We start from the raw sequence: 26,617 nt of genomic DNA, 5'->3' as shown, positions 1-26,617 counted from the left end.
CTGTGAAGCCTGCTGTTTCGCCAGCTCAATCCATCTGTGGATGGTTGGCATTCGCATTTTAATGAGCTTTACGGATCTGTACGTGCACGATTCCACGGGATCAGCCGTTTCTCGGCCAGAACGACGACTTCATACAACACAATGCCGAGAGCCGCTGCGATGACAATACAGGACCAGGCAAGCGGCATGTTCGCCAGTCGAATCTGATCCGAAAGCAAGTAACCCAGCCCCTGGGATGCAATGAAAAATTCACCCACAATGGCGCCAATAATGCTGGTTGACATATTAATTTTCAGACCTGCGAAGAGGGAAGGCAGCGCATGTGGCCAGCGAAGCTTCACGAAAACCTGCATCCTGCTGGCGGCAAGACCACCCATCAGATCAATGTATTGTGGCTGAATCGAAGTCAATCCCTTGAATAAACTCACAGCCATGGCAGCCATCGTAATTACAGCCACGACGGCGATACGGGACCATATACCGTCCCCAAACCAGTTGTTCATAATCGGAGCCAGCGCAACTATCGGAACGGCGTTCAGTGCTGACATCACGGCAACCGCTGCTCTGCCGCTCGTCGCGAAGAAGGATGCCCCCGCGGCGGCCAGGGCCCCCAGCAGGGAGCCTAGCAGAAAGCCACCCAGCATCTCCGTTCCGCTATAGAGCGCATATCGGAAGAGCATCTCTGCGTTTTCCCTGATGGACACTGCAATCGCCGATGGCACAGGCAGTTGGTAACTTTCAAGGGAGAATAGCTGATGAAACACCCGAAATTGCCACAGGGTAAGAAATAAGGTTCCGGCAAGCCACGGCAGCAGACGCAGACCAATTGAACTTCCGTTAGCGCGACTGCCCAACCGTTTCTGTCCGGCTTGTCCCTGTTGGCCATGGATATCGAGGCCTGAGGCAGGGGGTACCCTAATCGAATCCCCGATAGACTCCCCAATGGATGCCGCACCAGATATAGCGACCGTCGCCCCCTCCTCACCTTTGCGGCTTACCACCGTACCTTCATTCATCATGCAGCACGCCCTCCCTTGGCTCTAAATTCAGGCTGCCAGGGGGTCAGCCAGCGCTCAGCGAGGCTGATGGCAAGATACGAGATGAGTCCAATGCCTATGCTGAGCATGATGGTAGCCCAGAACATACCGGTTTGGGCACTGCCGTAATACAAGGAACTGACCATTAACACGCCAAGTCCATCCGGGGCTCCCATCAGTTCCACCACAATGGAGGAGGTGACCGCGAGCGGAGCAGCAATTTTCATACCGGAGAACAGACCCGGCAAGGCAGAAGGCAGCAAACATTTGATATAACGTGCAGGCAGGGAAGCTCCACAGGAACGCATAAGCTCCAGATGTTCCGGCGCTGCACTTTTCAGGCCTTTGAGTGTGTGGATGATGATCGGGAAGAACGTGACGTACGCCGCCATGACAATTCGGGCCCACTCGGCGTTATGGATAATGCCGTAGACAATGGGGGCAAGGCCGATAACGGGCACCATCTGTGACGAGATGACATAGGGAGACAGGGTGCGCTCCACCCAAACCGACACACTCATGAGCAGGCCCAGCAGCAGACCCAGTACTGTTCCTCCCATGAAACCAATCGCAGCATTGCCAAACGTTACAGCTCCCTGTTCAGCCAGTGTGCCTGAGTAACGAAACAAGGCGGTGAGAACCTCATGAAGGTAAGGCAGTCGGGAAGCTGCCTGCTGGGGCGACATGAAGAAGTGGAGAATCCAGGCGATACCTTCCCACAGCAGCAATACGGACAAGATCCAGATGGCTACCCAGGAACGAAAACCCGGCTTACTTATGTGCAGGAACATGGATTGGATCACGCTCCTCATAGAAACAATTGCGGATCGTCGTCATCATGCGGTAAAAGGCTTCGGTTTCCCTCAGCTCACGATCCCGCACGGCAGGCAATGTGACAGAATGAATGGAATGTACCTGGCCGGGGTGTGCGGAGAGGACGATGATGCGGTCAGACAAAAATACGGCTTCAGGGATACTGTGTGTGACGAACAGGAATGTCTTGCCTGTAGAACGCTTAATATCGAGCAGCTCCAGCTGCAGCTTCTCTTTCGTGAATTCATCGAGCGCGGAGAATGGTTCATCCATAAGCAGCAATGGAGGATCAAGCGCAAGTGCCCGCGCTATGGCTACCCGCTGCTGCATACCCCCACTAAGCTGCCATGGGTAATGGTCAGCGAAGCGGGTCAGCCCGACCATTTCAAGCAGTTCACCACTCATGCGGCGGCACTCCTTCCGGCTTGTGCCGAGCAGCTCCAGTGGAAGTTCAACATTATGACGTACCGTGCGCCAATCGAACAGAGCCGGGGTCTGGAAGACGATACCGAATTGACGCTGCAATCGCGCCCGCTCCGGTTCCTCCCCGGCAACACGGATGCTGCCCGTGGTGGGCTGGAGCAGGTCGGCTACGAGTCGCAGCAGCGTAGACTTGCCACAACCTGACGGGCCAAGCAGGGAGACGAATTCATTGGAATGAATTTGAAATGTAACGTCGGACAACGCGGTAACCTGTTGTGTTCCACTGCCAAATACTACAGATACATGATCCAGCTCAATATGGCAGATGTCGGGGGCAGTCGTGGGGGACATGGGCATTCTCCTTTTCGCGGGAAGTTGGCTATCTGTTCACACCAAGGCTGAATGGAAGGTTTATCTACATGAACGTAACAGGTTTTGCTTGTTAGATAATACTATATAACTTTGGGCGGGGATTACATTATACAGACTGTTTTAAGAATGGGCTCGTTCATGTTACACAGTGTAAAATGGGCTCCATTCTCCGTACTAAGCATGTTAACTTTCATGTACGTTGTCTAACATCTCTTTGACTCATATGGAGGATACTTCTCCAAACAAAGGCGCATAATCATTTGTATTTATTGATGGAATATTCGGAAAATATGACATATACCCTCGTATTCTTGTTCATTTTCTTGTATAAACATTGATAACAGCATTTTTTTGCAGAATGCTCATATAGAAGGACGTGAAATCTCGCCTCGATACGGTGTCTGGTTCTGGAAGAATGAAGGCGGTGTCATTGATCCTCGTCCGTCGCCCATACTGGCTAGGTAATTACGTTCTCGCACAGTCTCGCAAGACATTTTAAAATCAGAAATCGGGGTGGTCCGCATGTTTGATTGGCTGGGATGGAGAAAAGGGTGGCCGCTGTGGCGGTCGTATCGGTTGAATGCACATATTCAGCAGGATGTGGAAGAAACCTTTGAGGGGATCGCCGAGACTCGACGGCAGCTTTTGATGGATTGGGCTCATGAGCAGTGGAATCACCTGGATCGTTTGCTTCAGCAAGTACGGGGGGCTCAGCCACAGGGGATGCTGCAAGACATGGCCGATGGACAGACGCTAGAAACATGGTTCGCAGCAAGTTATATACGTGCTTCGGATAGCACTGAGCTTTTTATACTGAATGAGCAAAACCAGGTTGTATATTCTACATACAAGAAACATATTGGACAAATCTATGAAGATGGAAATGCTTTGATTGGGCCGGGACTGAGGTATGCCCAGGCAGATATCAACGGACAAAAGTGCCTGTTCGGACCTTATTCTGATCCAATCACATTAGAAATCGGGCCCCGCTCTTCTACCTTTCATGACGATGTAACCCTGATGTTTATCGTACCTATTATGGAACAGGATCGCTATATCGGTTCCCTGTGCAGCCGTGTGCCAAATGATGTGTTGGGCGATCTGATTCAGCGTGAATCCGGCCATATCTATCCCGATTCCGGTGACAATTATCTCTTCATGGCTGAATCGAAACTGCGCCCCACACTTCAACCGGGCACTGCCCTGTCCCGCAGTCGCTTCGAGGATCATACGTTCACCCATGGAGAGAATCTGAAAGATGGCGTTACCACCGAATGGGGCGTCGTATCTGTTATGGAGCATACCGAACTTGAGTTAATGTTTACCGACCCTTCCACCAATGAGCTTCATCCCGGTGTAGCCAATACGATTCGCAATGGCTCCAATCTGTTTGTGACATTCCCTGGTTATTCGGACTATCGACATATCTCGGTTATAGGCAAAGGCATCACATTCCAGCTTCCCCACTGTCCGGATCTATGGGGCATGATGTGTGAAGGCGACCTGGAGGAAGTATATCGGATACGCAGCATTGGCTGGCGGCAATTCAAGCAGCACAGCTTGTATATCCTGTTGTCAGGCATTGCGGGAGCGACACTTGTATATGTGCTGACTGGAAGTGCATGGAGCGCAGCAGCCATCGCTGCCTTTAATATCATCTATGGCGTCCTGACTGCAATTCAGCTGCAGCGAAAACATGTTCGGCGGGTTCATGATGATTTGCGCCGTATCAGTCGATTTATTCGCATTAACGCCGAAGGCAAGGGAGATCTAACCCAGCGTCTGGATACGTCGTCATTTGCCCAGGATGAATCAGGTGAACTGGCCAAATGGATCAACAACATGATTGACTCGCTGGAAGGAATCATGCTCAAGGTACAGCTTGCCACGGTGGATGTGATGAACAACCAGCATCAGATGCAGTCGTCTACGGAGACCACACAGGGAACAACAGAGCGTGTAAATCTCAAACTCGGCTCCATGATCCAGGGCATCCGCAAGCAGCTTGAGGACCTGGATCAGGCCAAAGCAGCCGCAGACGATATGCGCCTCACCCTGCAGCAGCTTGAAGTGTCTGCTACAGAACAGATTGACGTAGCTCGTCAGGAAGTGGAGCGCATCGGTGACAAAATGACCCAGATTTCGGGAGCCGTATCCGATACCAACCACACGATCCTTTCCTTTATGGCAACCATGCAGGATATCTACCGCGCGCTCGCTGTCATTGATGAAATCTCTGCACAGACGAACCTGCTCGCTTTGAATGCTTCCATTGAAGCTGCCCATGTCGGCGAACACGGACGCGGATTTGCCGTCGTTGCTGGTGAGATTCGCAAGCTTGCAGAATTATCTCGTTCTTCCACGGAAGACATTCATCAGATTCTGGATAATATCTCTGTAGCGGCAAGGGCAGCCTCGCAATCCATCAAGGAAGGTGATCAGGTGTTGGCTGAAGGCACCACGCTTGTTCAGGCTGCTTCACGTTTACTCCAAAGTGCTACATCGGAAGAACCCCAACGGACACAGGTTGTGGATCAGGTTGTTGTGCTGATGGAGAATATCGCCGCGATCAGCCACAATAACCGTTCCACTTCTGCCGAGGTGGAAGCCGAGATGGCCGAACTTATCAATGACATGCTCCATGTTCAGCACTCATCCCATAATGTGGAGGCCATCACCGTCTTTTTGCAACAGCTTGTGGGACAATTCCAACTCACTCATCCTGATCAAAAGACTTTCACCTGACATCATCATTGACGCGGATTGGAGAAATAGCTAAAATTTGATGCAACTGTTCGTTTAGACATTGTCGGTTCATTTATAATAGTAGTTCTCCAATCTAAGGTATGAAAGGGTGGTCTGCATGGAAATGCTCCAGGATTCTTTTGGCAGGATACATGACTACATCCGGATTTCTGTTACGGACCGCTGTAATTTGCGTTGTGTGTACTGTATGCCCGAGGAAGGCATGGAATTTGCCCCGCATGACCAAATTATGAGCTACGAGGAGATTACCCAGGTGCTCAAAGTACTTGCTCCAATGGGCATGCGCAAAGTGCGTCTGACCGGAGGCGAACCGCTGGTACGCAAAGACCTGCACAAACTTGTCGGCATGATCTCGGCCATTGACGGGATTGAAGATATTGCTCTGACTACCAATGCGCTATTGCTGGATAAACAGGCACAGGCCCTCAAAGACGCTGGTCTGAACCGGATTAACATCAGTCTGGATTCCCTGCAAGCCAGCCGCTTCTCCATGATTACTCGCGGTGGGGATGTAAACAAGGTGCTGAAAGGCATTGAAGCTGCTACAGCTGCCGGACTTGCTCCGATCAAGCTGAATGTGGTGCTAATGAAGGGCATCAACGATGATGAGATCAAGGATTTTATTGCCATGACCATCGATCAGCCCCTCCATGTGCGCTTCATCGAATATATGCCGATTGGGCAGGCTTCAGATTCATGGCGCAAATCGTATTTGCCGCTGGAAGCCGTTACGGATGTATGTGCAGAGGCTGGCTGGACGGTGGAAAACACAACAGGTCCGGCAGGTAATGGCCCATCGAGGAATATGAAAATTGCCGGGTCTCAAGGTACATTCGGATTGATTCATCCGGTCAGTGATCACTTCTGTGACAACTGCAACCGTCTCCGCCTGACAGCAGACGGGCATATCAAAGCTTGCCTGTATTGGTCGGATGAATACAATGTTCGCCGCTTCGTGGATGATCCCGCTGCCATGGCAGCGCTCTTCCTTAAGGCTCTTGGTACCAAACCGAAGAACCATGAAATGGCATTGGCACTGGAACAAAAAATGCAAAGTCATACGCCGACAGTACGGCGCATGTCCCAGATTGGTGGATAGGTACGTGTGAATCTGGTGGGTAACACATCCATATTTATATGCATCAGAGCAGGCAGATATAAAGAATATCATAATTTCGATTAACTTCATGATTGTAACAATCATTGTTGTACCAGAAGCTGTTGAGGACGTTCTGTCTTCAGCAGCTTTTTGGATTATAACCTGAAGAAGCGAAGCGTTCGCCTAAAAGCTTTCTGAAAGAAAGCTACGTCGGAAGCATACGCTATCCCCGGATTTTCCCCTTTGGAAAAAGGGAATCCAAAAAATCTGGGGATAACAGCGATCGGAAGGTTGTTCTGTCAATGGAGTACCTGTGTAATATTTATTCGTTGAACTTATATAAGCATTCCTGATTCCATAATTAAAATAAAATTATTCTGCACTATGCCCTCGCCAGATCTTCAAGAATCCCGGAATTCTGACGATGTATATACCATATATCAAGATTATACGCACCCATATATAGGAGTTGATCCAATTGAATATTGTTGAAGCACTCGTTGCGGCAAGCCCGTATTTTAAAATCATGCTCAAGGAAAATGATTTGATGATTGCTGTTACTGATACAGAGCAGTTCCGGTATTACGTACGGAGCGAAGATCTTGATCTGGGCATCAAGGCCGGAGATCCCATCTCGCTTGAAGATCCCACGCTGCGCCGGGCCCTTATCCATGGGGAAACGTCTGCCAATCGCATTGAAGCGCATCACTACGGGACTCCCATTAACTCGGCGGCTACCCCGCTTCGGGATGAGGCAGGAAATATCGTTGGCACACTCGCGATTGGTTTTTCACTCAAAAATGAGGAAAAACTGGGGGACTTCACCGAACTGATCGGCAGCATCAGCGGCAGATTGACAGATATGGTTCAGACCGTCGCTGCTCAATCCCAGCAACTGACTGCTTCATCTTCACAGATTTTGGACAACACACGGATGGCGGTGCAAAATTCCAGTGAAGTCACCAAAGTGGCTTCATTCATTCGTGAAATTTCAGAGCAGACAAACCTGCTAGGCCTGAATGCTGCCATTGAAGCAGCTCGAGCAGGAGAAGCAGGAGCTGGTTTTGGCGTTGTTGCTTCGGAAGTACGCAAATTATCCACCGGAACCAAAGAAGCCACAGTGAACATTGAACGGTCTTTGAAGGAAGTACAGCATTCCATTCGTCAGATGGAACAGGAGATAACATCCATCGCCCAATCCAGCAGCCAGCAAGCCGAGCTCGTCACCGAGTTCAGCGAGGTGATTGATCAACTGAACAACGCATCCAAGGATCTCAAAGGTTTCATTGAATCCATGCTATTGAAGGCAGAATAACGTAAAATGCCTATTCGGCCCATAATGCCAGCATGTAACAATCCCTGCACGTTCAACGTGAGGGGTTGTTTGTGTATGTTATTTTCAAGACAAGATATGGCCTCGCATTCAGCTCGATTGCTAATGGACCAGCTTCCACAGCATCATGCCCGCCATCCCGACCATGACCACAGCGGACAACCGATTGAAGAAAACACTGACCCGGCCTGTACGATCTGTTCTTCCTATTAGCCTGCCTGCACCTGCAAGTCCCAGAAACCATACCCAGGATACCACTGCGGCCGTAATGGCAAAATACATGCGTGACACCCCTTCATATTGAAGCGAACTGGTTCCGATTACAGCTACTGTGTCCAGCAGGGCATGCGGGTTAAGCAAAGACACCGAAGCAGCAAAAGCGATTTGTCGCCCCGCGGACAGCACTGTAGCTGAACCATTTGCAGGCCCGGTTGACCTCCAGATACTCCATGCCATATAGATTAAAAAAACACTCCCTCCCGCATACAATACACTCGCCAGCAGCGGCCATTGCAGCAAAATGAGGGACACACCTCCAACCGCAGCACCAATCAGGAGCGTATCACTGAGTCCTGCGGTTACTATAGCTGGCAGTGCCCGCGCATAACTTCGTTGACTCATGCCCTGATTAAAAATAAACACATTTTGTACACCGAGTGGCAAAATCAGCCCAAACGCCAGTACCACCGCGTGAATAATTACACCCATCGTTCATCCCCCTTAGACATGTCCCCATAATAGTAGAGATAACGTCAGAAGTAACCAACCACTTGGATGGCATTGGACCCAACCAAATGATATAGTGTTCGAAATAAGAGAAAACGTCAGTTACATCTCTCATTCCATAAAGGAGGCGAACCTGCCCATGAATCATTCCGATTCTCGACAGGGGGGCAGCTGGAAGCCGGACCCCTCCCATTCCCTACCTCTGTACCGACAGATTGAAGTCTATATCAGCGAGAAAATTACGGCCGGGGAATGGACAGCAGGCTATCGGCTTCCTTCACAACGGACACTGGCTCAATCCATGGGTGTGAACCGCAGCACGCTGGTCACTGCATTGGAAAATCTGGCCGCCGCAGGCATGATTGAAGGAAGACATGGCGGCGGAACTTATGTCTGCGGCTCCGGCTGGCATGCGCTGGCTCACGGAGCCATGCCCAACTGGGAGGAAGCCATTGAAGAAGGCTGGTATTACCCCAATCTGCCAGAGGTACAGCAGATTAATCGGGCTGAGTTCCAGCCAGACATCATTCGGCTTGGTACTGGCGAGCTTGCACCTGAGCTGATGCCCCAGAAGGCTTTTAACGACATTCTCCAAACGCTATCCAGTCGTTCTCGTACACTAAACTACCTCGAACCTCAGGGTAGTCCGGAGCTCCGACAGGCTTTGTCCGTTTACTTGCAGACAAGTGGCATACACGCCTCTCCTGACTCCATTCTGATCGTATCCGGCTCGCTTCAGGCATTGCATCTTATTTCGGTTGGGCTTCTACCCCGCGGATCGACAGTCCTGCTGGAGAAGCCGTCTTATCTGTACTCCATTCATGCCTTCCAATCCGCCGGATTGAAAATGAGCGGCATTCCGATGGATGCCGAAGGATTGCACACTCCGCGTCTGGAAGATGCTGTACAGAACAATGCAAACAGGGACGGCATATCGCTGCTCTATACGATTCCGAGCTTCCACAATCCTACCGGCTCCGTCATGAGTGACAGCCGCCGGGAAGAACTGCTCGCCACCGCGCGGAACACCGGCATCTCCATCTTGGAGGATGCCGCTTACAGCGACCTGTGGCTGGACGAGCCCCCGCCGCCATCGCTGAAGGCGCGCGACAGGGAAGGACGGGTGCTGCATATGGGCACCCTGTCCAAGGCGGTCAGCCCCGGCCTGCGTCTCGGCTGGCTGGTTGGGCCGGAGCCGGTCATCCGTCGCCTCGCGGACATCAAGATGCAGACGGATTATGGCACCAGCTCTCTCGCTCAGGAAGCAGCTGCCCTCTGGTTTGCCGATGGATACCATGCACAGCATATGGATCGCCTAAGGCCTGAACTACACAGACGCAGAGACTTCATGCTGAGTGTTCTGCAACGCGATTTCGGTGAGCTTGCTGAGTGGAGCGTACCGGCCGGAGGCTTTTATATCTGGCTCCGATTTACCGTCAGTCCACTCTCCATTCGCGAACTGTTCCATGCCTGTCTGGAGCATCATGTGCTGATTCATCCAGGGTATCTCTATGACCGCCTGGATGCAGAACACATTCGTCTGTCCTATGCCTATGCTTCACCGGATGAGATGGAACGTGGTCTTCACTTGCTGGTACAGGCCGTCAAGAAGCTGATGACATCCTGAAATGAAAAACCGCCTTGATCAGAAGGATTGAGATCCCTCAGATTAAGGCGGTTTGTTCGAGTTTTGTTTGATCGGTCTGTCACTCCAATGGCTTCTCCTGGTGAAACAAGACTGCGCACTGAGTACTCTTACGGTGCACAAACACTATACGGAAATGAACAAGGCGACTTAAATAAGATGGGTAATAAACTAATTCAGATCGGAGCTGGTATGACCCATCCTTATGTAGGTGCATTTATGACAGTCTTAGATCTATTTCTTAAAGAAAATGAGTATGATAGTTATAAAAGTACTATCACTAGAACAATGCACGACTATGTAATAATATATAAATATATTGATGTGTATCAGTGGAATGGTTTTCAATATATTTGGGCACCAATGGCAACCTCAACCAAGAAAAACACCTCTGCTCAAATTAACGTTGTGTACTACAAAAATGCTGTTCGATATACACCAAGTAATTTTGATCTAGGGCAAATCTCTGGTCAAGCTGGTGAATATTTTTACGATGAAGCAAGATTAACTCAACTCGCTAAAAATACTTTGTCTCCCTTGTATTATGGTTACCAAAGTGGAGCTGTTATACCGGTAAATGTCTCCGGGAAATTTAAGTATTAATTATCAAAGAGGGGGCAGAATTTTCTTGAATTAATACCCCCTCTTTTTATTTATTGTGGAGGTGGAAGGATGAAAAAAGTACTATTTATTATTTTCATTAGCACGCTTATTCTCTCAGCGTGCAGCAATAATGAGAAAATTGAGATATCATCACCTTCATATATGTATAGCAAAAGTTCTAATATAAGTAAGGAATTAGAGGCAACATTAAAGGGTACTTTCAATAAAGATGACAATAACTATGAAGGATCTTTATCAATCAATGATATTAATTTTGAAAAAGTGCTATTCAAACATAATTCATTATTAATAGCTTACGAAGGTTCAGAAAGAATGGTAATTGGAGATATTTACTTAAATAAAACGGAAAGTCAATTTTCAATAATAATTACGGAACCTACTTTATACAAGAAATTAACTAATGAAGAATTCAAAAAAGAAGCTTTAGTAATAAGCTCCCCCGCTTCAAACCTAGAAGAAGCGATAGAGATTGAGGAGAAATTGAAAACTATGGAGTGAATATGCTACACACTCCATTTACATAAAATGATATTTTATATAAAAAGCATGCAAAATGTTTTTGCAGTTCTTGTATTGGAGATTCTCGAATAGAGTCAGCATGGAGAAATATGTTATATTACTCAACTTTCGGCGCGACCAAGCCTAGGTGTGAAGAGACAGAACAGAGTTACAATAAGTTAAGGAACAAATAAATTAGCTATACATGCTATTTTTCATAGTTGGATTCAGATAAAGGGTGAGTCAAAAGAATTCTTCAGGGATATGAAGATGTCTATAATTGAAGGCAATCTACTAAAGACACCCAAGAAGGTTATACGGTTTTTATAACTTCTGATTTAGATAAATTCATTGAAAGAGTTGGTCTCGTGAGATCTGAGGAAGGTTAAGATTTGATTACCACCGTAAGCAGATACCACACTATGCATCCAGCTCCCGGGATTAAAAACTTAGATATCTTTAAAGACATTTATGAGAAGGTTGGATACTACTATATTGTGCCCAGCCTATCTTAAAGCTAACACCGAACCAGTTGATGGATCGAACATTGCCTTTGACATAGACTACAAATTGAAATTTAACAATATTGATTTTCGCAAATTGTCTGACATCGGGAACAATGATGTTGAAAGGGTGATATTAAAGTCAACTTAATTATCGATAAAACCTAACACTAACAGCAGTCGACCAAATAAGAATCAGTCCTTTGGTCAGCTGCTGCTTCTGTAGTTTAGTATAAATGAGACCAATACGTCTAGGTCACAGGTTCTTCTTACCCTTTTACCGCACCTTCTGCAATGCCCTCCATAATGAACTTTTGGAAAAACGCATAGATGAGAACCACCGGAATCGCGGTAAGTACCAGGGAAGACAAAATCAGCGGCCATTCCTTGTTATATTCGCCGAACAGCATGTTCGTGGACAGAATCAGCGTATACCGATTCACATCTGTCAGCATGAGCAGTGGCAGCAGGAAGTCATTCCAGATCCACAGGAAGTCCAAGATGGCGATGGTGACCGTAATTGGCAGCAACAGTGGGAAGATAATCTGGAAGAACGTCTGGAACTCATTACATCCATCCATCTGTGCCGACTCTTCCAATTCACGCGGGATGGACTTAACAAACCCGTGATACAGGAAGATGGCCATGTTCACACCAAGTCCGATATAGATCAGGGCCAGTCCGTATGTGCTTCCCTGTACGTGAAGTCCTTTGGCAACCCGTGTCAGCGGAATCATGATCGAGTGAAAAGGAACGAGCATGGATGCCACGAACAGGAAGAAGATCAGGTTGCTCAATCGGCCTGAAGTACGCGACAGCTTGTATCCGGCCAATGAAGCGCAGAATACAATACCGCCAATGCCGAGAAAAGATACAATCGCCGAGTTCAACGAGCTGCCCAGCAGATTGATTTTGTTAAACGCATCCGAATAGTTTTCCCAATGCAGTGTCGTTGGGAGAGCTATAAAGGACTGGAACATTTCGCCTTGTGTTTTGAAGGAGTTCACAATCGCCATGTAGATGGGCAGCATAGCGACGAGGGAACCCAGCACCAGCAGCAGTCGAATCAGGTAGCTGTTCATTCGTTGCATCCTCATGCTTCCACCTCTTTCTTCTTCATCACCGTAATCTGAATGAGCGTGAAGATGAGCACGATGGCGAATAACACAACCGACTTGGCACTGGCATATCCGTATCTAAAATTGTTGGAGAATGCCTCTTCATAGATATTCATCGTAATCACCTGAGTCGCTCTGCCTGGACCTCCACCGGTCAGACCGTACACGACTTCAAACACTTTGAAGGCTCCGTTCAGTGTCAGGAAGAAACAGATCGTCACGGCATGCGTAATCATTGGCAATACGACATTACGCAGCACCTGGAACGCATTGGCTCCATCAATGACAGCCGCTTCCTTCAGGCTCTTCGGTACACCCTGGAGTGCAGCCAGATAGATGATCATCATATACCCCACACCATTCCAGAGCGATACGATCAGGATGGAGTAGAAGGAAAACTTTGGATCACCCAGCCACTGCTGGTCCAGAAAAGACACGGCCAACTTCTCGGCCAGCTGCGGCAGCACCTGGGAGAAGATGAACGTCCACATAAAAGCGCTGATGATCGTACTGATCATGTTCGGCATGAAAAACAGGGTCCGGAATAACCCTTTGCTGCGCGTCCGTGTCTCAATGAACACGGCGAGCAGCAAGGCAATTCCATTTTGCAGAATCAGCATAAACACCACATATTTCAACGTGAACCACAGGGAATTCAGAAAATCGGGATCTTCCTTGAACAGTTCCACGAAGTTCCCCAGACCGATAAAACTGTAATCCTGGTTCAGACCATTCCAGTCCGTCAAACTGTAGAACAAACCGCTAAATGTAGGATACAGCAGGAAGATGGCATAGATGACAAAGGCAGGCGCAGTGAACGCGAGCAGCGACAGATACTTTTTGAACACATTCGTAGCCATAGGTTCTCCCCCTTTCACTATAAGCAGACTCGTGTAAACGGGGGAACGATGACCGTTCTGCCAGCCGTTTCATCTGCTTACTTGTTGACTTTGTTGTAGGATTTCCACGCCTTGTCGAGCGCATCAATGACCTGCTGTTGGTTCAGCTGTCCGGAGTAATAACCTTGCAGCGCTTTGCCCGATTCATCTTTAACCGCTTGAGGAATGGATGGGTCCTGATAGGCTTTGCCTTCATTGACATATTTCAGGGCATCGTCTACCCAAGGGAAACTTTTGAAATCATGGATTTTGGCTACCGGATTGAATTTGAGTGCTTGATAGAAGGCACTTGAATCCTTGTCATCGAGAACATAGTTTACGAAGTCGAGTGCCACTTCTTTGTTTTTACTGGAAGAAGATACGGCCAATGACGTCGATGTGCTCAGGTTGATTTTGGTATCATCCGGGTTGTCGTTGATTGGCAGTGGAGCTACGCCGAAATTGATATCCGGATTGGACTTCAGGATGGTTTCCGCGAACCAAGGTCCTTGAATCCACATCGCTGCTTTGCCTGTTGCAAAGGCTGCTGAACCATCATCGCCGCCCACTTCGAGCGCTTTCTCCGTTCCATTGGCATTGACGAGATCGAAGATGTCGAACAAGGCTTTCATATCCGAGAAGGAACCTTGATCCTGATTCATCTTATCCAGGAAGTCTTTATGCTCTGACTGAGTCAGTGCACCCACGGTAAGTGGCAGGAAGAGTTGTGGAATCCAGGCCTCTTTGTACGACAGTTCAAACGGTGTAATGTTCGCTGCTTTCAGCTTCTCCACGACCGCTTTCATTTCCGTCAACGTTGTAGGAACCTCCAGCCCCTGTTCTTTGAAAATATCCTTATTGTACAGGAAGCCCCATGATAACGTTTCCAGAGGAACGGCCACGACTTTGCCCGCTGCATCCGTTACCGAAGGTTTAACAGAATCGAGTAATTTATCGACAAAAGGTTGATCCGACAGATCTTCCAGATAACCCGCTTTGCTGAACGGTGGAATTTCATTCACCGCATGAAGGGAGAATACGTCCGGTGCATCGTTGGAAGCAAGCCGTGTTTTCAGAATCTGCGGCGCATTATCTGCAGGCGGCATCTCCAGCTGCACGTTAACCTCAATATTTTTTTCGGCTTTCTCCTTGGCTTTGAACTGTTCTATATATTTATCGTAATGTTCTTTCAGCCGCGGCTGCGAAATGAATACCTTGAGGGACACCGTACTGCCTGAGGCAGACCCCTCTGTCTTACCATCCGTACCCGCATTGGAACCGCAGCCTGCGAGCAGAACACTCACAAGTACCGCACTTGCTACGCTTTTCCATACTTTCATCTCTTATGACCTCCCGGTGTAACTGGTTTGTCTTTCATAGGGTCATTATATATCACACAATGAAAGCGCTTCATTGGACAAAATTAGACTCGTTTATTGGATTATTTTAAACCTTAATCCAGCAGCAAACGCTCTGGGAATGAATTATTTGGGGCTATTGTCGGACATACGGGGCTGTCCCTTCCGCATCTCTCCAGGCGAAACTCCAAAGTGTTTCTTGAACACCCGATAAAAGTAAGACACATCCTCATACCCTGTCATCTCGGCAATATGTTTGAATGGAATCTGCTCATCCAAGACCCATTCCTTGGCTTTTGCCATACGTAACTGGACGATATAGTCGGTCACATTCACGCCGTATTCCTTTTTGAACACCTTGCTGAGATATTCTTTGCTGACAAAAAAGATCTGGGCGAGCTGCTCCAGTGTAATCAGCTCCATACAGTGCTGCCCGATATATTGCTTCACCTCATCCAGGTTGAGCTTGTTCTTGTATTTACGCTGCGCAATCAGCTGCTCCAACGAAGTATAATAAGGCTCTGATATCCACTCCACCGCCGATGTAATGGACGCCAGAGAAGCTGGTGGCGGGAGCACAGCCGCTACAGGCTGCTCGCATAAGCCGTTGGACACGCACAGCTCGCCCAGCAGCATCTGTAATTCGTATGCGATCCGTCCAAGCTGTTGAGGTCTGCGGATATCACCAATTTCGAGCCGATGCTCGAGCTGTTGGAACAGTTCCCGTAATCCCTGAACGTTTAAGTCGTTAAAACGCAGGCGTGCCTGCTGCTGGAACAGCGAGAACTCGCCGGAAAAAGCGGAAGGATACGGTTCCCAAGACTCCGGCCCGGACTCGGTCTTTTCCAGTTCCCGTTTACATTTCGCCAGAACGGCATTCAACTCCTCGGGATTCACCGGCTTGAGCAGATAATCAGCGGCACGGTGACGAATCGCATGTTTCGCATAATTGAAATCATCATATCCGCTGACCACAATCACTTTAATATGCGGATATTGTGCACTCAACGTCTGGAGCAGTTCCACGCCGTCTGTGCCCGGCATGCGCATGTCTGTAATGATAATATGAGGCTGATGCTGCTCTACCAGCCGGATCGCCTCTCCGCCATCCTCTGCCTCACCTGCTACCGCCATGCCAAGTTCATCCCACATGCCCAAATTACTCAAAATATCTCTGTTCCACGGCTCGTCGTCCACTAATAGCACTCTATACTGATCCTTGTTCACGAGATCTCGCCTCCTGTATGGCAAGGAATTCGAACAGTGACACTCGTTCCCTGTCCTTCCCCACTCTCCATGTTCATGCCGTATGCCGGCCCAAAGTGCATCACAATACGTGATGCGGCATTGACCAGTCCAATGCTTGTCCCCGAGCTCCACACCCTGTCTCCCTGCCGGGACAGTCCGGACAGCCTGGATTGCATCTCGGCCACTCTCTCTTGATTCATGCCAACCCCGTTATCGGAAATGCGGATGATTACCTGATCGTGCCCACGGACAACATTAATGTCCAATTTCCACTCTCCCTGCCTGTTCTCCAAACCATGGACAAATGCATTCTCCACAATCGGTTGCAGAGACAACTTGGGAATGTAGCAGTCACTGAGCCCGCCTTCAATCTCCCGTGTATATTCAAGTCTGCTGCCAAAACGCTGCTTCTGGATGAGCATATAATGCTCCAGTTGGTCTAATTCAGACTGCAATGGCACCAGACCATCCGGCGCTCTGACAATATAACGGAACATCTCACTTAATGCACGAATCACTTTATAGCTGTCCGCCGGTTTCTGTGAATACACCATCCCCCCGATCATCTGCAACGTATTTTGCAGAAAATGCGGGTGAATCTGAGACTGGAGCGCTTTGAGTTCAGCGGTCTGTTTCTCCAGATTCATGAGATAGTTATCCCGAATATGTTCCCGGATGCGGTTTGCCATCCCATGGAGATTTTTCTCCAATAGGCCAATCTCATCCACTCGGCCGCTCCGCACCACTTCCTTGTCCTTGATCAGCTGGATTCCCTTCATGGAATTCGCAAGTCTAACAATCGGTTTGGAGGTTCGCCAAGCCACCAGTGCTGCCAACAGCACCGATACCACAGTAGCCAGCCCACCTACAATAAGCCCATACTTCATCGTTTCCATAGCACTCTCATTGATCACATGGGAAGGGACAATCTTGATCAGACGCATTCCTGATGGATCAATGGCGTGATAGAATACGTATTCCTTAGCTGTTCGAATGAAACCTGAATTTTCCTTCGTATCTGCGAGCTTTTCCAGCGCCTCTGCTGAAGGCTGTATCTCCTTTTTCGGCTGATAGACGGGACTTCCCGCACTATCCGCGATGTAAACCGCATAATCCCCCCGGCTGTCCAGCAATTCCAGCGTCTGATTGAATTCGGCCCATTTGACTTCCAGACTGATCGCGCCGATCTGCGCCTGATCCTCGAAGCGGTTCATGCTGCGGGTCATATGAAACTTCTCCGGATCATTCGGATCATTAATAATGGTAAAGTCCTTATGCTGCTCGAAAAGTTCATCGTATGCCGAAGGAATGTCCGAAACCGATCGGATTCGGCTTTCCATGGAGTTGAAGGTAAACAGCGTGTCCAGTTCCTTCAGGTATAACTCCACCCCGAATACATAGTTGCCAGCCGAATAATATACACTGTTCAGCATGTTGAACATCGCCTTCTGTTCATCGAATCGGCTGGCAGCAGAAGCTTCCTGATTCAGTGCCAGATATTGATGCAATTCATCACTGATCTGAATGGAATAGATGATATTGTTCATCCTGGCGAATTGTTCACCCAGATAGATGGAGGCCCAATTCATATTCGCACGGTTGGTCTCCATGATCTCTTCTTCCATGGAAGAGCGGGTATTCTCGGCCGCTACAGCGGTCATGGCGATGACGGGCAGAATCGTCAGAAACGTCATGGTGATAATTAATTTGTTGCGAATGCTGCGTTTGAACGGATCTGTTAGCTTCCGGTATAATTCGGTAAACACGATGCACCCACTCCTGATCCTATGAGCTAAAATAAGAACAAACGCCCCAGCGTGGAAGCCAAGGGCGTGTTGGACTTGTATTCTTTTTATAGTCATTGAACATGGACTTGTCAATTCATTTATGATTTCCCATTATTGCTCAATAATGCAGAACCCCCATGGTTCCAGCTCGATGTTCTGCCCTCCGGACACGGCTCTTCCTGCCAGAAGTTCCGTTCCGTCTCCGTAGGCATTCACGAACGAAGTCGCCTGATCGGAGTAGTTAAAGAAATACCGAATCGTCTTCCCTTGATCATTCACTCCGCTCTTCACAATGATTGGAAAAGCCAACTTCTGATCGGTTCCCCACAGTCCGGCCTCCTTCATGACACGCTCCAACACGTTGCGGATCACCGCCGAGCTGGTATAACATCCAACGTACGTTGCTTTGCCCTTGCCATAGGCATTCTGGGTAATGGCCGCATATTCTCCCCAGTGAGGATGATCATACCAGGCCAGCACTTCAGCGGTTGTTGGTGTGATGAGTTCCATCCAGGTGTGGATCTGGTTCTGTTCCGCCCCAACCTCGAATGGATCATCCCGGAGCGAGACGTTCTTTGGCTCCACGAACAGGTTGTAACGGATGCCACAAGCCTCACTGATCAGTCCAGGCTGGCGGGTAGAGCGGACCTTAATGTGTTCATTGGCGAATCCGCTCTTGAAGGAATAAACGACATGCCCGCCATCCTGTACAAATTGGTTCAGCCTCTCAAGCAAGGCATCCGAAGCTGCGTACAACGCAGGCACCACGATCACATCATAGCCTTCATAACTCTCCACAGACGGATCAATCAGATCACAGCCCATGTTCATGTTGTATAACTCGTCATACATCCAGCGAACAACGTCGTTGTATTTTTTGTCACTGGTAAAATTAAACCCGAACCACTTGATCGACGTCAATGCCTCATTGCTGAACAGGACCGCTACCCGATTGGTTTTCTTCAAATTCACCAGCTGCGGGCTGAGTCTGGCGAAGTCCCGACCGATCGTTCTCGCCTCGTTGTACACCGGATTCGGTTCAAAATCATGGCTCAGCAATCCTTTCCAATACGTCTCGAACGAATTGTGCAAGGAATGCCAGTGCCAGTAAGCGACCATATTGGCTCCTGAGGCCAAGTGGCTGAATGCCTGAAGGCGAAGCTGTCCCGGATAGGGAACCCAGTGCCAGAAAGCCTGTGCTTCGGTCTCCATTACGAGGTAGTTCGATTGTTTGGTGGAACGCGCCACGTCACCGCCGAATGAAATCTCAATGCCGGTCAGATCATCCTGCGACGGATGGTAGATGTCCACACTGGTGATGTCAAAAGGTTTGGATGCGGCAAAATGATCCACATCCCCTTGAATGCCGTACGAATACCCACGCCAGTCGAAGTCAAAATTCTGGGTGACAAACTGATGATCCTGCTTGTACTCATTTACAATTCCGACCTGCCACGCTAGAAAGTTGGTCACCAGCTGGCGCTGGAATTTGGCAAATTCAGCTCCCAGACTGCCATTGATTGTACCGACAACAGACGGGAAGTCCTCCCAGCTATTGATGCGGTTACTCCAATAATCCAGCCCAAATTCCTTGTTCAGTTCATCCAGTGAACTGAACTTGTTCCGCATATATTTGACGAATTGCAATTGCACATTGTCTCCTGCGGTATTGTAATGCTTGGTTTCATTGTCTGTCTGGTAACCAATTACGGCAGGATGTGTGCTGACACGGGAAATCAGCTTGCGAATGACGCGTTCCGCATAGAACAGATATGTCGGATGCGTGATATCCATAATTTGTCGCGCCCCATATTTCCCTGGTCCCTGCACGGTCGTTGCCAGAACATCCGGGTGCTCCTTGACCATCCAGGTCGGAACTGCGTACGTAGGTGTGCCCACGATGACCTGAATCCCTGCCGCGTGCATGGCATCCAGTACACGATCCACAGAGGAAAAGTCGAAGATGCCATTTTGGGGTTCATGCGTACTCCAGGTGGATTCTGCAATGCGTACCACGTTGATGCCTGCATCTTTCATCATCTGAATATCCTTGTCCAATCGTTCATAAGGCATATATTCATCATAATAGGCTACTCCGTATAATAACTTGTCCATATTAAAATCTCCTTTTCATCGGGAAGGCCGGTAGTCTTAGCATTTATACAAAACGAAAGGTTTTATTTGATAATTGATAGCGTTTACATTAATATCAACTGAAGTGCATGGATTGTTCAGCAACCTCTACAAATCCTTTCCTGTTTGTTGAATTTTCAATGCTGGCGTTAAACTGATTATAATGAAGTATACTATGGGTGCCGATTGTACAAGGCGAGTTGTTTTTACCCTTTTCCGAGGTGAATGTCATGGATATCCGATCACAGCTCCGGGAGATGCCACATCATGCGCTGGCTCACTGGCTGCCTATTATCGACTGTAACATTAAATTCTATGGAGCGCACAGCCAACAAGTTCCATACGGTTGGGCAATGCCGGAGGAATCCCATCCGGGCTTCGAAATTATGCTCATTATTGAAGGTACCCAGGAGAGCACAATTCACGGGTATACCTATACCGTTGAGGAAGGTTCCATTCTACTCATTCCACCAGGATTCAAGCATACAAACCAATGTGTATCACCAGAAGGCATGACGTATTTCAGTGCTCATTTTAATGTGGATGATCCTGTATTTACCCTGAAGCTGATGTCACGGCACAGCCAAATTTATGAGGCGGGTACCGCAGAGAACATGCAAATGCGTCCCGTTCTGGAGAACTGGATGAATATGATCAGAACATCAGAGGCCTACACTTCCACAGACAAATTTGTAATGCAGGCACGCATGTTTGAACTGTTCGCCCTGCTGTCCCAGGCTGCTGACCGAGAAGCTCCGTCCAGCCTTTCCGGCGTAGCACCTAATGCCCCGGCCCCAACGGCCATGCATTATGCAAGCGCCATCGCAGAAGCCATCAAACAGGCGTTCCACACGCAGCTTCGAATCAAGGATAGCGAGGTTTCCCAGGTCAAGGTGGAACAGATCATATCCTCCTTTGGCATTAGTCCGGGATATGGCTTGCAGATTTTCCGCAAAGTGTATGGACAATCTCCACGGGCCTATCTGTCCGGCCTAAAGCTGCAGGAAGCCAAAGTGCTGATGGAACAGCCGGAGCTCTCTTTGGGGGATATTGCATGGAAGTTGGGGTATACCCACCTGTCGCACTTTAGTCGGCAATTCAAACGATGGACTGGTCAAAGCCCGCTTCAATATCGCAATTCTGTTCAGGATTAGAAACCCCGATGGCGGTTACGAATATGCTCATACTCTTCCGGGGTGTTCATGTTACTAAGCTGAATGGCCACATCGTGGACGCCAGTGCCTTCCAGCTCATCTACGTCGACATATCGGCAACCGATCTCTTCAAGCCATTGGGTTACCTTCAGTCGATTATGTATTAAGCGCTGTTCAAGTTCGGGTAGAACATGTCTATGATATGCACCCGCAAGCGGATGAATCTGCCCTGCCAACCGTGGAACGATCGCATGATGCTCTTCATCTGATTCGATGAGCTTCTTGATGCCTTCGAAAAATGATGGCTTTAGCAGTGGCATGTCACAGGCGCAGACGAGGTTCCAGTCCGTCTCCGAGGCTTTGAGTGCGGCATGCAACCCTGCGAGTGGTCCTTTTCCGGGATAATCATCCTCAACATGAACGCAGTCGTTGGCCAGCACTTGGTATGCAGCCGAGCTGGTTCCTGTTGAAACGATAACCTGTTGTACTGCTGGTGACATCGCTTGAATGACCTGTTCAAGCACACTGGAACCATCCCATGCCAACAATGCTTTATTGGAACCCATACGGCGCGATAAGCCTCCTGCCAATATAATGCCTGTCCATTCCATTGTGCTCATGGTTATCCTCCTCGTTCAATAAACTTATTCTATACATTGAATACCCTTTCAACAAATGATACATTGAAGAATATGATTCTGAAAGGAATGGCTCTAATTGGACAGATCTGCACCCGGAAGAGGCAATCCCTCTTTGGTTTCGCTGAAACTATATAACTTCTTTATTTATGGAGCCATTTCAATCTTCGCCGGTTTTCTTCAGTTGTATCTGCAAGAGATCGGTATGACCAAATTGGAGATTGGCAGTCTGATGGCCATTGGTCCGTTTGTATCCTTGTTCGCCAATCCGTTCTGGGGCTTCTGGAGCGATAAATCACGCAATATTCGGATTATCCTGATGATGATGATGGGTGGAACCTTTGTGCTTGCCCAGGCCGTATTCTACGCGCCTACCTACGCCTGGATCTATGCATCCATGATCTTTTTCTACTTTTTTCAAAGTCCGTTATTTGCCCAAACCAACAGCCTGATTCTCGGTTATATTGATGGCACCACTCAAAAATTTGGTACGTTTCGTCTCTGGGGATCGCTGGGCTGGGCCTTGACTGCTGCCGCTGCGGGACCACTGATTGACCGCCTAGGGGCAGGCAGTGTATCCATTGTCTTTGCGTTTATGATTGTCATAGCCTTTATCTTTGCCTTGTTTTTACCCCGGCAGCCGATCGCTTCGGATACCCCTGTAGTGAGCTTTCGACGTTTCGGCAGAGTCATGTTCAATCCGTACTTTATGGTCTTTATAGGGCTTGGGGTGCTGGTATCCGTACCCAACGCCATGAATAGTACGTTCATGTCTTTGTACATCGTCGAGATGGGTGGAGATAAACAGCTGGTCGGCTGGGCCATCTTCACATCATCCATACTCGAAGTCGGGGTGTTCCTGCTGCTGGACCGTTTTCTCAAACGCAGAATGAGCATGCTTCTCTTATCCCTCATACTGATCAGTCTACTGTTCGCCGTCCGCTGGCAGCTCATGGCTCTGGCGAATAATCCGTTAGAGATTGTGTTCATTCAGCTCATGCACTCCGTTACGTTCGGCGGATATTTCTATGTAGGGACCCAGCTGACGATGCTGTTCATTCCACGGCCGTACCGCTCTTCGGGTCAGGCCGTGTATACGATGGCTTGGGGCGGCATATCCGGTGTCATTGCCGGCCTGTTCGGCGGCTGGCTGTTCCAGAACTTCGGTGCGGAAGTCATGTATAACATTGGTGTATTCTTCTCCCTGATCGGTGCCGTTGGTTTCGCCGTCATGTGGTTCTCGAACCGCCGTAACGGCTATCAGCCTGTTGTCCTGACGGAGATGGGTGAAAGGTAATCTTTTGTTGTAGGCTAATTCACACGTTCAAAGTCACACTGGAGCACTCCGATGACAGAACAACCTTCCGATCGCTGTTATCTCCGAATTTTTTTGATTCCCTTTCTATAAGGGTAAAATCCGGAGATAAAGGCGAACGCTCCGCTTCTTCAGGTTATTTCTGTCCTCTCCGTTATCGTGTAACATCATCGTTTAAAAAACCGAAACAAAAGATTAAGAAGAGTAGTAGTAAAAAGAAAGGCGTCTCCTTTGGCTTGTTGCCCTGGAGACGCCTTTAACGTTTATAGATTTAAGTTTACAGCTTAGGTGTATAACCCTAACCTGTAGCCTGACCCTAAACCTTTAACTTTACCTATTGTTCTACCATTGTACTTTACCTTATGCTTTTGGTAGTTGGAACGAGCTTTTCAGGGATACAACCCGGTTAAATACCGGACGGCCTGGCTCGGAATGTTTCGGATCAACGCTGAAGTAACCATGACGGAAGAACTGGAATTTACCCTGTGCTTTCGCTTCCTTCATCTCCTGCTCCACAAACCCTTGAACCACTTCAAGCGAGTTCGGATTCAGTTGATCCAGGAACGTTTTCTCCGGCTGCTCTTCCACAACCTCAGCTTCAGCCCCTGCTATCTCCGCTTCCACATCTGCCTCCGGTGCTTCTGCCAAGATTAATGGCTCATACAGGCGGAATTCAGCCGGAACTGCTTGAGTCGCTTCTACCCAGTGGATCGTCCCTTTGACCTTACGCCCTGTGAACCCACTGCCACTCTTCGTCTCCACATCATAGGTACAATGGATTTCGGTCACATTGCCTTCGGCATCCTTAATCACATCGTTACATTTGATAAAGTAAGCATGTTTCAGACGGACCTCATTGCCAGGGAACAAACGGAAATATTTGTTTGGCGGATTCTCCATGAAGTCGTCCTGTTCAATGTAAATCTCACGGGAGAACGGAATTTGGCGATTGCCCATCTCCGGGTTTTCCACATTATTCTCTGCTTCGAGCCATTCGATTTCCCCTTCAGGGTAATTCGTAATGACCACTTTGAGCGGATGCAGAACAGCCATCGTACGCGGAGCTTTCAGTTTGAGATCTTCACGAACAAAGTGCTCCAGCGTTTGCAGATCAATGACACCCTGACTTTTGGAAATGCCTGTTTCGAATACGAAATCACGAATGGCTTCCGGTGTATATCCCCGGCGGCGCAGACCCGAGATCGTCGGCATGCGCGGATCATCCCATCCGTCCACATGGCCTTCATCCACGAGCAGTTTCAGCTTCCGTTTACTTGTCACCATTTGCGACAGGTTCAGGCGACCAAACTCATATTGATGCGGTTGGTTCTCCATCTCACATTCGGCAATAACCCAATCATAGAATGGACGCTGATCCTCAAACTCCAAGGAGCAGAGGGAATGGGTTACCCCTTCAATGGCATCTTCGAGCGGATGCGCGAATGCGTACATCGGGTAGATGCACCATTTGTCACCCGTGTTATGGTGATGCGCATGAGCAATTCGGTAGATGACCGGATCACGCAGGTTGATGTTCGGAGAAGCCATATCAATCTTGGCGCGCAGCACCTTCTCACCGTTCTGGAATTCGCCTGCACGCATCCGTGTGAACAGGTCGAGATTCTCTTCTACCGTGCGGTCACGATACGGGCTGTTCTTGCCCGGTTCGGTGAGCGTTCCACGCATAGCGCGGATTTCGTCGGCGCTTTGGTCGTCGATGTATGCTTTGCCTTTTTGGATCAGCAGGACAGCACGCTTGTACATTTCATCAAAATAATCAGAGGCAAAACGTTTCTCGCTCCACTCGTATCCGAGCCACTTTACGTCTTCCTGGATCGATTGTACATACTCCACATCTTCCTTGACCGGGTTCGTATCGTCGAAGCGAAGATTCGTTTTGCCACCAAATTCGCCACCCAGTGCAAAGTTAATCCAAATCGCTTTGGCATGGCCGATATGCAGATAACCGTTCGGTTCCGGAGGAAAACGGGTAATGACTTCCTGGACTTTCCCTGACCGGAGGTCTTCGGTAATAATATTTTTGATAAAGTTAGGTGGGGTTGTACGATTGTCCACAGGTATCAAACCTTTCATGAATTGATTGGAACTTTCAGCATTTACAATGCGTTTCATCTAAATATACCTTTAACGGGGGAGGAGTTCAATAAATAACGCCCCAAAGTCAGGATCAGCTGCACACAAGATAGGCCCAAAACCATTTTGACGGGTTCGCGCGAATCATGTAGCATGATAGTAAAACAAATTAAAGGGAGGGTTTCCCATTGAACACGCTAAAACTGTCCAAAGAACAACAGGATGAAGCCATACGTACCATCCAGTCGTATTTCGTAGAGGAACGCGGCGAAGAATTGGGCGATCTGGCAGCTTGGGGTGTGCTGGATCTATTCATGACCCAATTGGCTCCCTACATATATAATCAGGCACTGGGCGACGCACGTACTACAGTGAATCAACGCATGGCCTCGATGGAAGAAGACCTGTTTGCATTGGAGCGCAAGCTACCGAAAAATTCCCGATAACCCATTATTTCAAAGAAAGAAGGTTGCACTCATGTTTACCTATTCATTGGATGAATATACCGAACTCCGCCCACTTGCCATGGAGCACACCAAACCGTTGTTCGAACTCACAGACCGCTCGCGGGATCAGTTGAGACATTGGTTACCGTGGGTGGACCATGTTACCGAGATTGAGCATACTTCAAACTTCATTACAAATGCGTTGAAGCAGGGTGCCGAGAACGGTGGTTTCACCGCAGGTGTATGGCTGAAAGGCGATCTGGCAGGGGTCATCGGCTTCCACGAAATTAACTGGACCAACCGCTCTGTCAGCATTGGATACTGGCTTGGCAAAGGTTTTGAGGGTCAAGGCTTGATGACCAGTGCATGCCGCGTTCTGGTGGATTACGCTCTGGTTACCCTGGATCTTAACCGTGTCGAGATTCGTTCAGCAACCAACAATAAGCGGAGCCGGGCGATCCCTGAACGCCTTGGATTTGTCCTTGAAGGCGTTATTCGACAAGCGGAGAAGCTTCCCAAGGGCTATGTTAACCATGCGGTGTATGGCATGCTGCAGCATGAATGGGAACTTTTGCGCTAATCAGACTTACATAATTTGAATTCCATCTT

General features: G+C 48.6%; 22 protein-coding genes. 10 read left to right on the top strand and 12 right to left on the bottom strand.

The window, feature by feature from the left end; genetic code table 11:
* Positions 1-68: 68 nt before the first annotated feature.
* The 3 genes from PPA03S_RS08110 to PPA03S_RS08100 are packed head-to-tail and all read right to left on the bottom strand — an operon-like array spanning position 69 to position 2,624.
* Complete coding sequence (locus PPA03S_RS08110) at positions 69-1,019, bottom strand: ABC transporter permease (RefSeq protein WP_245683547.1); 951 nt, start codon at positions 1,017-1,019, stop codon at positions 69-71.
* The gene (locus PPA03S_RS08105) at positions 1,016-1,849 is read right to left on the bottom strand and encodes an ABC transporter permease (RefSeq protein WP_082704047.1); all 834 of its coding nucleotides are present in this window, start codon (positions 1,847-1,849) and stop codon (positions 1,016-1,018) included. Before PPA03S_RS08105 ends, PPA03S_RS08110 begins: the two co-directional genes overlap by 4 nt.
* The gene (locus tag PPA03S_RS08100; RefSeq protein ID WP_082704046.1) at positions 1,809-2,624 is read right to left on the bottom strand and encodes an ABC transporter ATP-binding protein; all 816 of its coding nucleotides are present in this window, start codon (positions 2,622-2,624) and stop codon (positions 1,809-1,811) included. Before PPA03S_RS08100 ends, PPA03S_RS08105 begins: the two co-directional genes overlap by 41 nt.
* A gap of 543 nt (positions 2,625-3,167) precedes the next feature.
* Between PPA03S_RS08100 and PPA03S_RS08095 the strand changes: the two genes are divergently transcribed.
* The 3 genes from PPA03S_RS08095 (at position 3,168) to PPA03S_RS34205 (ending at position 7,825) form a co-directional block, all read left to right on the top strand.
* Positions 3,168-5,390 carry a methyl-accepting chemotaxis protein gene (locus PPA03S_RS08095; RefSeq protein WP_062321618.1) on the top strand — a complete coding sequence of 741 codons (2,223 nt, stop codon included), beginning with the start codon at positions 3,168-3,170 and terminating at the stop codon, positions 5,388-5,390.
* 118 nt (positions 5,391-5,508) lie between these two features.
* On the top strand, positions 5,509-6,510 hold the full coding sequence (gene moaA / locus PPA03S_RS08090; RefSeq protein ID WP_062321616.1) for a GTP 3',8-cyclase MoaA: 1,002 nt from the start codon (positions 5,509-5,511) through the stop codon (positions 6,508-6,510).
* 478 nt (positions 6,511-6,988) lie between these two features.
* Complete coding sequence (locus PPA03S_RS34205; RefSeq protein ID WP_062321614.1) at positions 6,989-7,825, top strand: methyl-accepting chemotaxis protein; 837 nt, start codon at positions 6,989-6,991, stop codon at positions 7,823-7,825.
* A 120-nt stretch (positions 7,826-7,945) separates the two neighbouring features.
* Here PPA03S_RS34205 and PPA03S_RS08080 read toward each other — a convergent pair whose 3' ends face one another.
* Positions 7,946-8,551, bottom strand: a complete 606-nt coding sequence (locus PPA03S_RS08080; protein WP_062321612.1) for a LysE/ArgO family amino acid transporter — start codon at positions 8,549-8,551, stop codon at positions 7,946-7,948.
* A 157-nt stretch (positions 8,552-8,708) separates the two neighbouring features.
* Here PPA03S_RS08080 and PPA03S_RS08075 point away from each other — a divergent pair, with 157 nt between their 5' ends.
* The 3 genes from PPA03S_RS08075 (at position 8,709) to PPA03S_RS08065 (ending at position 11,336) form a co-directional block, all read left to right on the top strand.
* Positions 8,709-10,196, top strand: a complete 1,488-nt coding sequence (locus PPA03S_RS08075) for an aminotransferase-like domain-containing protein (protein WP_062321610.1) — start codon at positions 8,709-8,711, stop codon at positions 10,194-10,196.
* Between the two features lie 63 nt (positions 10,197-10,259).
* Positions 10,260-10,817, top strand: coding sequence for a hypothetical protein (locus PPA03S_RS08070; RefSeq protein WP_062321608.1), 558 nt, complete (start codon positions 10,260-10,262; stop codon positions 10,815-10,817).
* 69 nt (positions 10,818-10,886) lie between these two features.
* The gene (locus PPA03S_RS08065; protein ID WP_062321606.1) at positions 10,887-11,336 is read left to right on the top strand and encodes a hypothetical protein; all 450 of its coding nucleotides are present in this window, start codon (positions 10,887-10,889) and stop codon (positions 11,334-11,336) included.
* A 772-nt stretch (positions 11,337-12,108) separates the two neighbouring features.
* Here the strand turns inward: PPA03S_RS08065 and PPA03S_RS08060 are convergent.
* The 6 genes from PPA03S_RS08060 to PPA03S_RS08035 all read right to left on the bottom strand — a co-directional run bounded on the left by PPA03S_RS08060 (position 12,109) and on the right by PPA03S_RS08035 (position 20,343).
* The gene (locus PPA03S_RS08060; protein WP_062321605.1) at positions 12,109-12,936 is read right to left on the bottom strand and encodes a carbohydrate ABC transporter permease; all 828 of its coding nucleotides are present in this window, start codon (positions 12,934-12,936) and stop codon (positions 12,109-12,111) included.
* Complete coding sequence (locus tag PPA03S_RS08055) at positions 12,933-13,817, bottom strand: carbohydrate ABC transporter permease (RefSeq protein ID WP_062321603.1); 885 nt, start codon at positions 13,815-13,817, stop codon at positions 12,933-12,935. The genes PPA03S_RS08060 and PPA03S_RS08055 overlap by 4 nt, the downstream gene beginning before the upstream one ends.
* Before the next feature lie 77 nt (positions 13,818-13,894).
* Entirely contained in the window at positions 13,895-15,175 is a 1,281-nt protein-coding gene (locus PPA03S_RS08050) for an ABC transporter substrate-binding protein (RefSeq protein ID WP_062321601.1), read from the bottom strand.
* Between the two features lie 144 nt (positions 15,176-15,319).
* Positions 15,320-16,420, bottom strand: coding sequence for a response regulator transcription factor (locus PPA03S_RS08045; protein WP_062321600.1), 1,101 nt, complete (start codon positions 16,418-16,420; stop codon positions 15,320-15,322).
* Entirely contained in the window at positions 16,417-18,207 is a 1,791-nt protein-coding gene (locus PPA03S_RS08040; protein WP_062321598.1) for a sensor histidine kinase, read from the bottom strand. The genes PPA03S_RS08045 and PPA03S_RS08040 overlap by 4 nt, the downstream gene beginning before the upstream one ends.
* Before the next feature lie 132 nt (positions 18,208-18,339).
* Positions 18,340-20,343 carry a beta-galactosidase gene (locus PPA03S_RS08035; RefSeq protein WP_062321596.1) on the bottom strand — a complete coding sequence of 668 codons (2,004 nt, stop codon included), beginning with the start codon at positions 20,341-20,343 and terminating at the stop codon, positions 18,340-18,342.
* Positions 20,344-20,591: 248 nt separating this feature from the next.
* Here PPA03S_RS08035 and PPA03S_RS08030 point away from each other — a divergent pair, with 248 nt between their 5' ends.
* On the top strand, positions 20,592-21,515 hold the full coding sequence (locus PPA03S_RS08030) for a helix-turn-helix domain-containing protein (RefSeq protein ID WP_068964012.1): 924 nt from the start codon (positions 20,592-20,594) through the stop codon (positions 21,513-21,515).
* On the opposite strand, the gene mobA is transcribed toward PPA03S_RS08030, so the two are convergent.
* A complete protein-coding gene (gene mobA, locus PPA03S_RS08025) occupies positions 21,512-22,135 on the bottom strand; it encodes a molybdenum cofactor guanylyltransferase (protein WP_062321595.1) in 624 nt (207 codons plus the stop codon). The two genes, PPA03S_RS08030 and mobA, sit on opposite strands and share 4 nt — an antisense overlap.
* 133 nt (positions 22,136-22,268) lie before the next feature.
* Here mobA and PPA03S_RS08020 point away from each other — a divergent pair, with 133 nt between their 5' ends.
* Positions 22,269-23,450 (top strand): MFS transporter, encoded by a 1,182-nt coding sequence (locus tag PPA03S_RS08020; protein ID WP_062321593.1) that lies wholly within the window; start codon positions 22,269-22,271, stop codon positions 23,448-23,450.
* Positions 23,451-23,828: 378 nt separating this feature from the next.
* Here PPA03S_RS08020 and PPA03S_RS08015 read toward each other — a convergent pair whose 3' ends face one another.
* On the bottom strand, positions 23,829-25,562 hold the full coding sequence (locus PPA03S_RS08015; RefSeq protein ID WP_167666001.1) for a glutamine--tRNA ligase/YqeY domain fusion protein: 1,734 nt from the start codon (positions 25,560-25,562) through the stop codon (positions 23,829-23,831).
* A gap of 188 nt (positions 25,563-25,750) precedes the next feature.
* On the opposite strand from PPA03S_RS08015, the gene PPA03S_RS08010 reads away from it, so the two are divergent.
* Entirely contained in the window at positions 25,751-26,008 is a 258-nt protein-coding gene (locus PPA03S_RS08010; RefSeq protein WP_062321591.1) for a DUF2164 domain-containing protein, read from the top strand.
* A 31-nt stretch (positions 26,009-26,039) separates the two neighbouring features.
* On the top strand, positions 26,040-26,588 hold the full coding sequence (locus PPA03S_RS08005) for a GNAT family N-acetyltransferase (RefSeq protein ID WP_062321589.1): 549 nt from the start codon (positions 26,040-26,042) through the stop codon (positions 26,586-26,588).
* Positions 26,589-26,617 lie beyond the last annotated feature (29 nt).

The organism is Paenibacillus pabuli NBRC 13638, assembly GCF_001514495.1.
GTDB classification, from domain to species: Bacteria; Bacillota; Bacilli; order Paenibacillales; family Paenibacillaceae; genus Paenibacillus; species Paenibacillus pabuli.
The sequence above is the reverse complement of the archived record's forward strand: the minus strand, read 5'-3'. Positions and strand labels throughout refer to the sequence as shown.

Bases quoted from the DNA above. Each gene is read 5' to 3' on its own strand.
- PPA03S_RS08035 (WP_062321596.1), bottom strand. From the start codon at position 20,343: ATGGACAAGTTATTATACGGAGTAGCCTATTATGATGAATATATGCCT.
- PPA03S_RS08095 (WP_062321618.1), top strand. From the start codon at position 3,168: ATGTTTGATTGGCTGGGATGGAGAAAAGGGTGGCCGCTGTGGCGGTCG.
- PPA03S_RS08080 (WP_062321612.1), bottom strand. From the start codon at position 8,551: ATGGGTGTAATTATTCACGCGGTGGTACTGGCGTTTGGGCTGATTTTG.
- PPA03S_RS08065 (WP_062321606.1), top strand. From the start codon at position 10,887: ATGAAAAAAGTACTATTTATTATTTTCATTAGCACGCTTATTCTCTCA.
- PPA03S_RS08100 (WP_082704046.1), bottom strand. From the start codon at position 2,624: ATGTCCCCCACGACTGCCCCCGACATCTGCCATATTGAGCTGGATCAT.
- PPA03S_RS08075 (WP_062321610.1), top strand. From the start codon at position 8,709: ATGAATCATTCCGATTCTCGACAGGGGGGCAGCTGGAAGCCGGACCCC.
- mobA (WP_062321595.1), bottom strand. From the start codon at position 22,135: ATGAGCACAATGGAATGGACAGGCATTATATTGGCAGGAGGCTTATCG.
- PPA03S_RS08110 (WP_245683547.1), bottom strand. From the start codon at position 1,019: ATGATGAATGAAGGTACGGTGGTAAGCCGCAAAGGTGAGGAGGGGGCG.
- PPA03S_RS08060 (WP_062321605.1), bottom strand. From the start codon at position 12,936: ATGAGGATGCAACGAATGAACAGCTACCTGATTCGACTGCTGCTGGTG.
- moaA (WP_062321616.1), top strand. From the start codon at position 5,509: ATGGAAATGCTCCAGGATTCTTTTGGCAGGATACATGACTACATCCGG.
- PPA03S_RS08030 (WP_068964012.1), top strand. From the start codon at position 20,592: ATGGATATCCGATCACAGCTCCGGGAGATGCCACATCATGCGCTGGCT.
- PPA03S_RS08105 (WP_082704047.1), bottom strand. From the start codon at position 1,849: ATGAGGAGCGTGATCCAATCCATGTTCCTGCACATAAGTAAGCCGGGT.
- PPA03S_RS08005 (WP_062321589.1), top strand. From the start codon at position 26,040: ATGTTTACCTATTCATTGGATGAATATACCGAACTCCGCCCACTTGCC.
- PPA03S_RS08055 (WP_062321603.1), bottom strand. From the start codon at position 13,817: ATGGCTACGAATGTGTTCAAAAAGTATCTGTCGCTGCTCGCGTTCACT.
- PPA03S_RS08015 (WP_167666001.1), bottom strand. From the start codon at position 25,562: ATGAAAGGTTTGATACCTGTGGACAATCGTACAACCCCACCTAACTTT.
- PPA03S_RS08050 (WP_062321601.1), bottom strand. From the start codon at position 15,175: ATGAAAGTATGGAAAAGCGTAGCAAGTGCGGTACTTGTGAGTGTTCTG.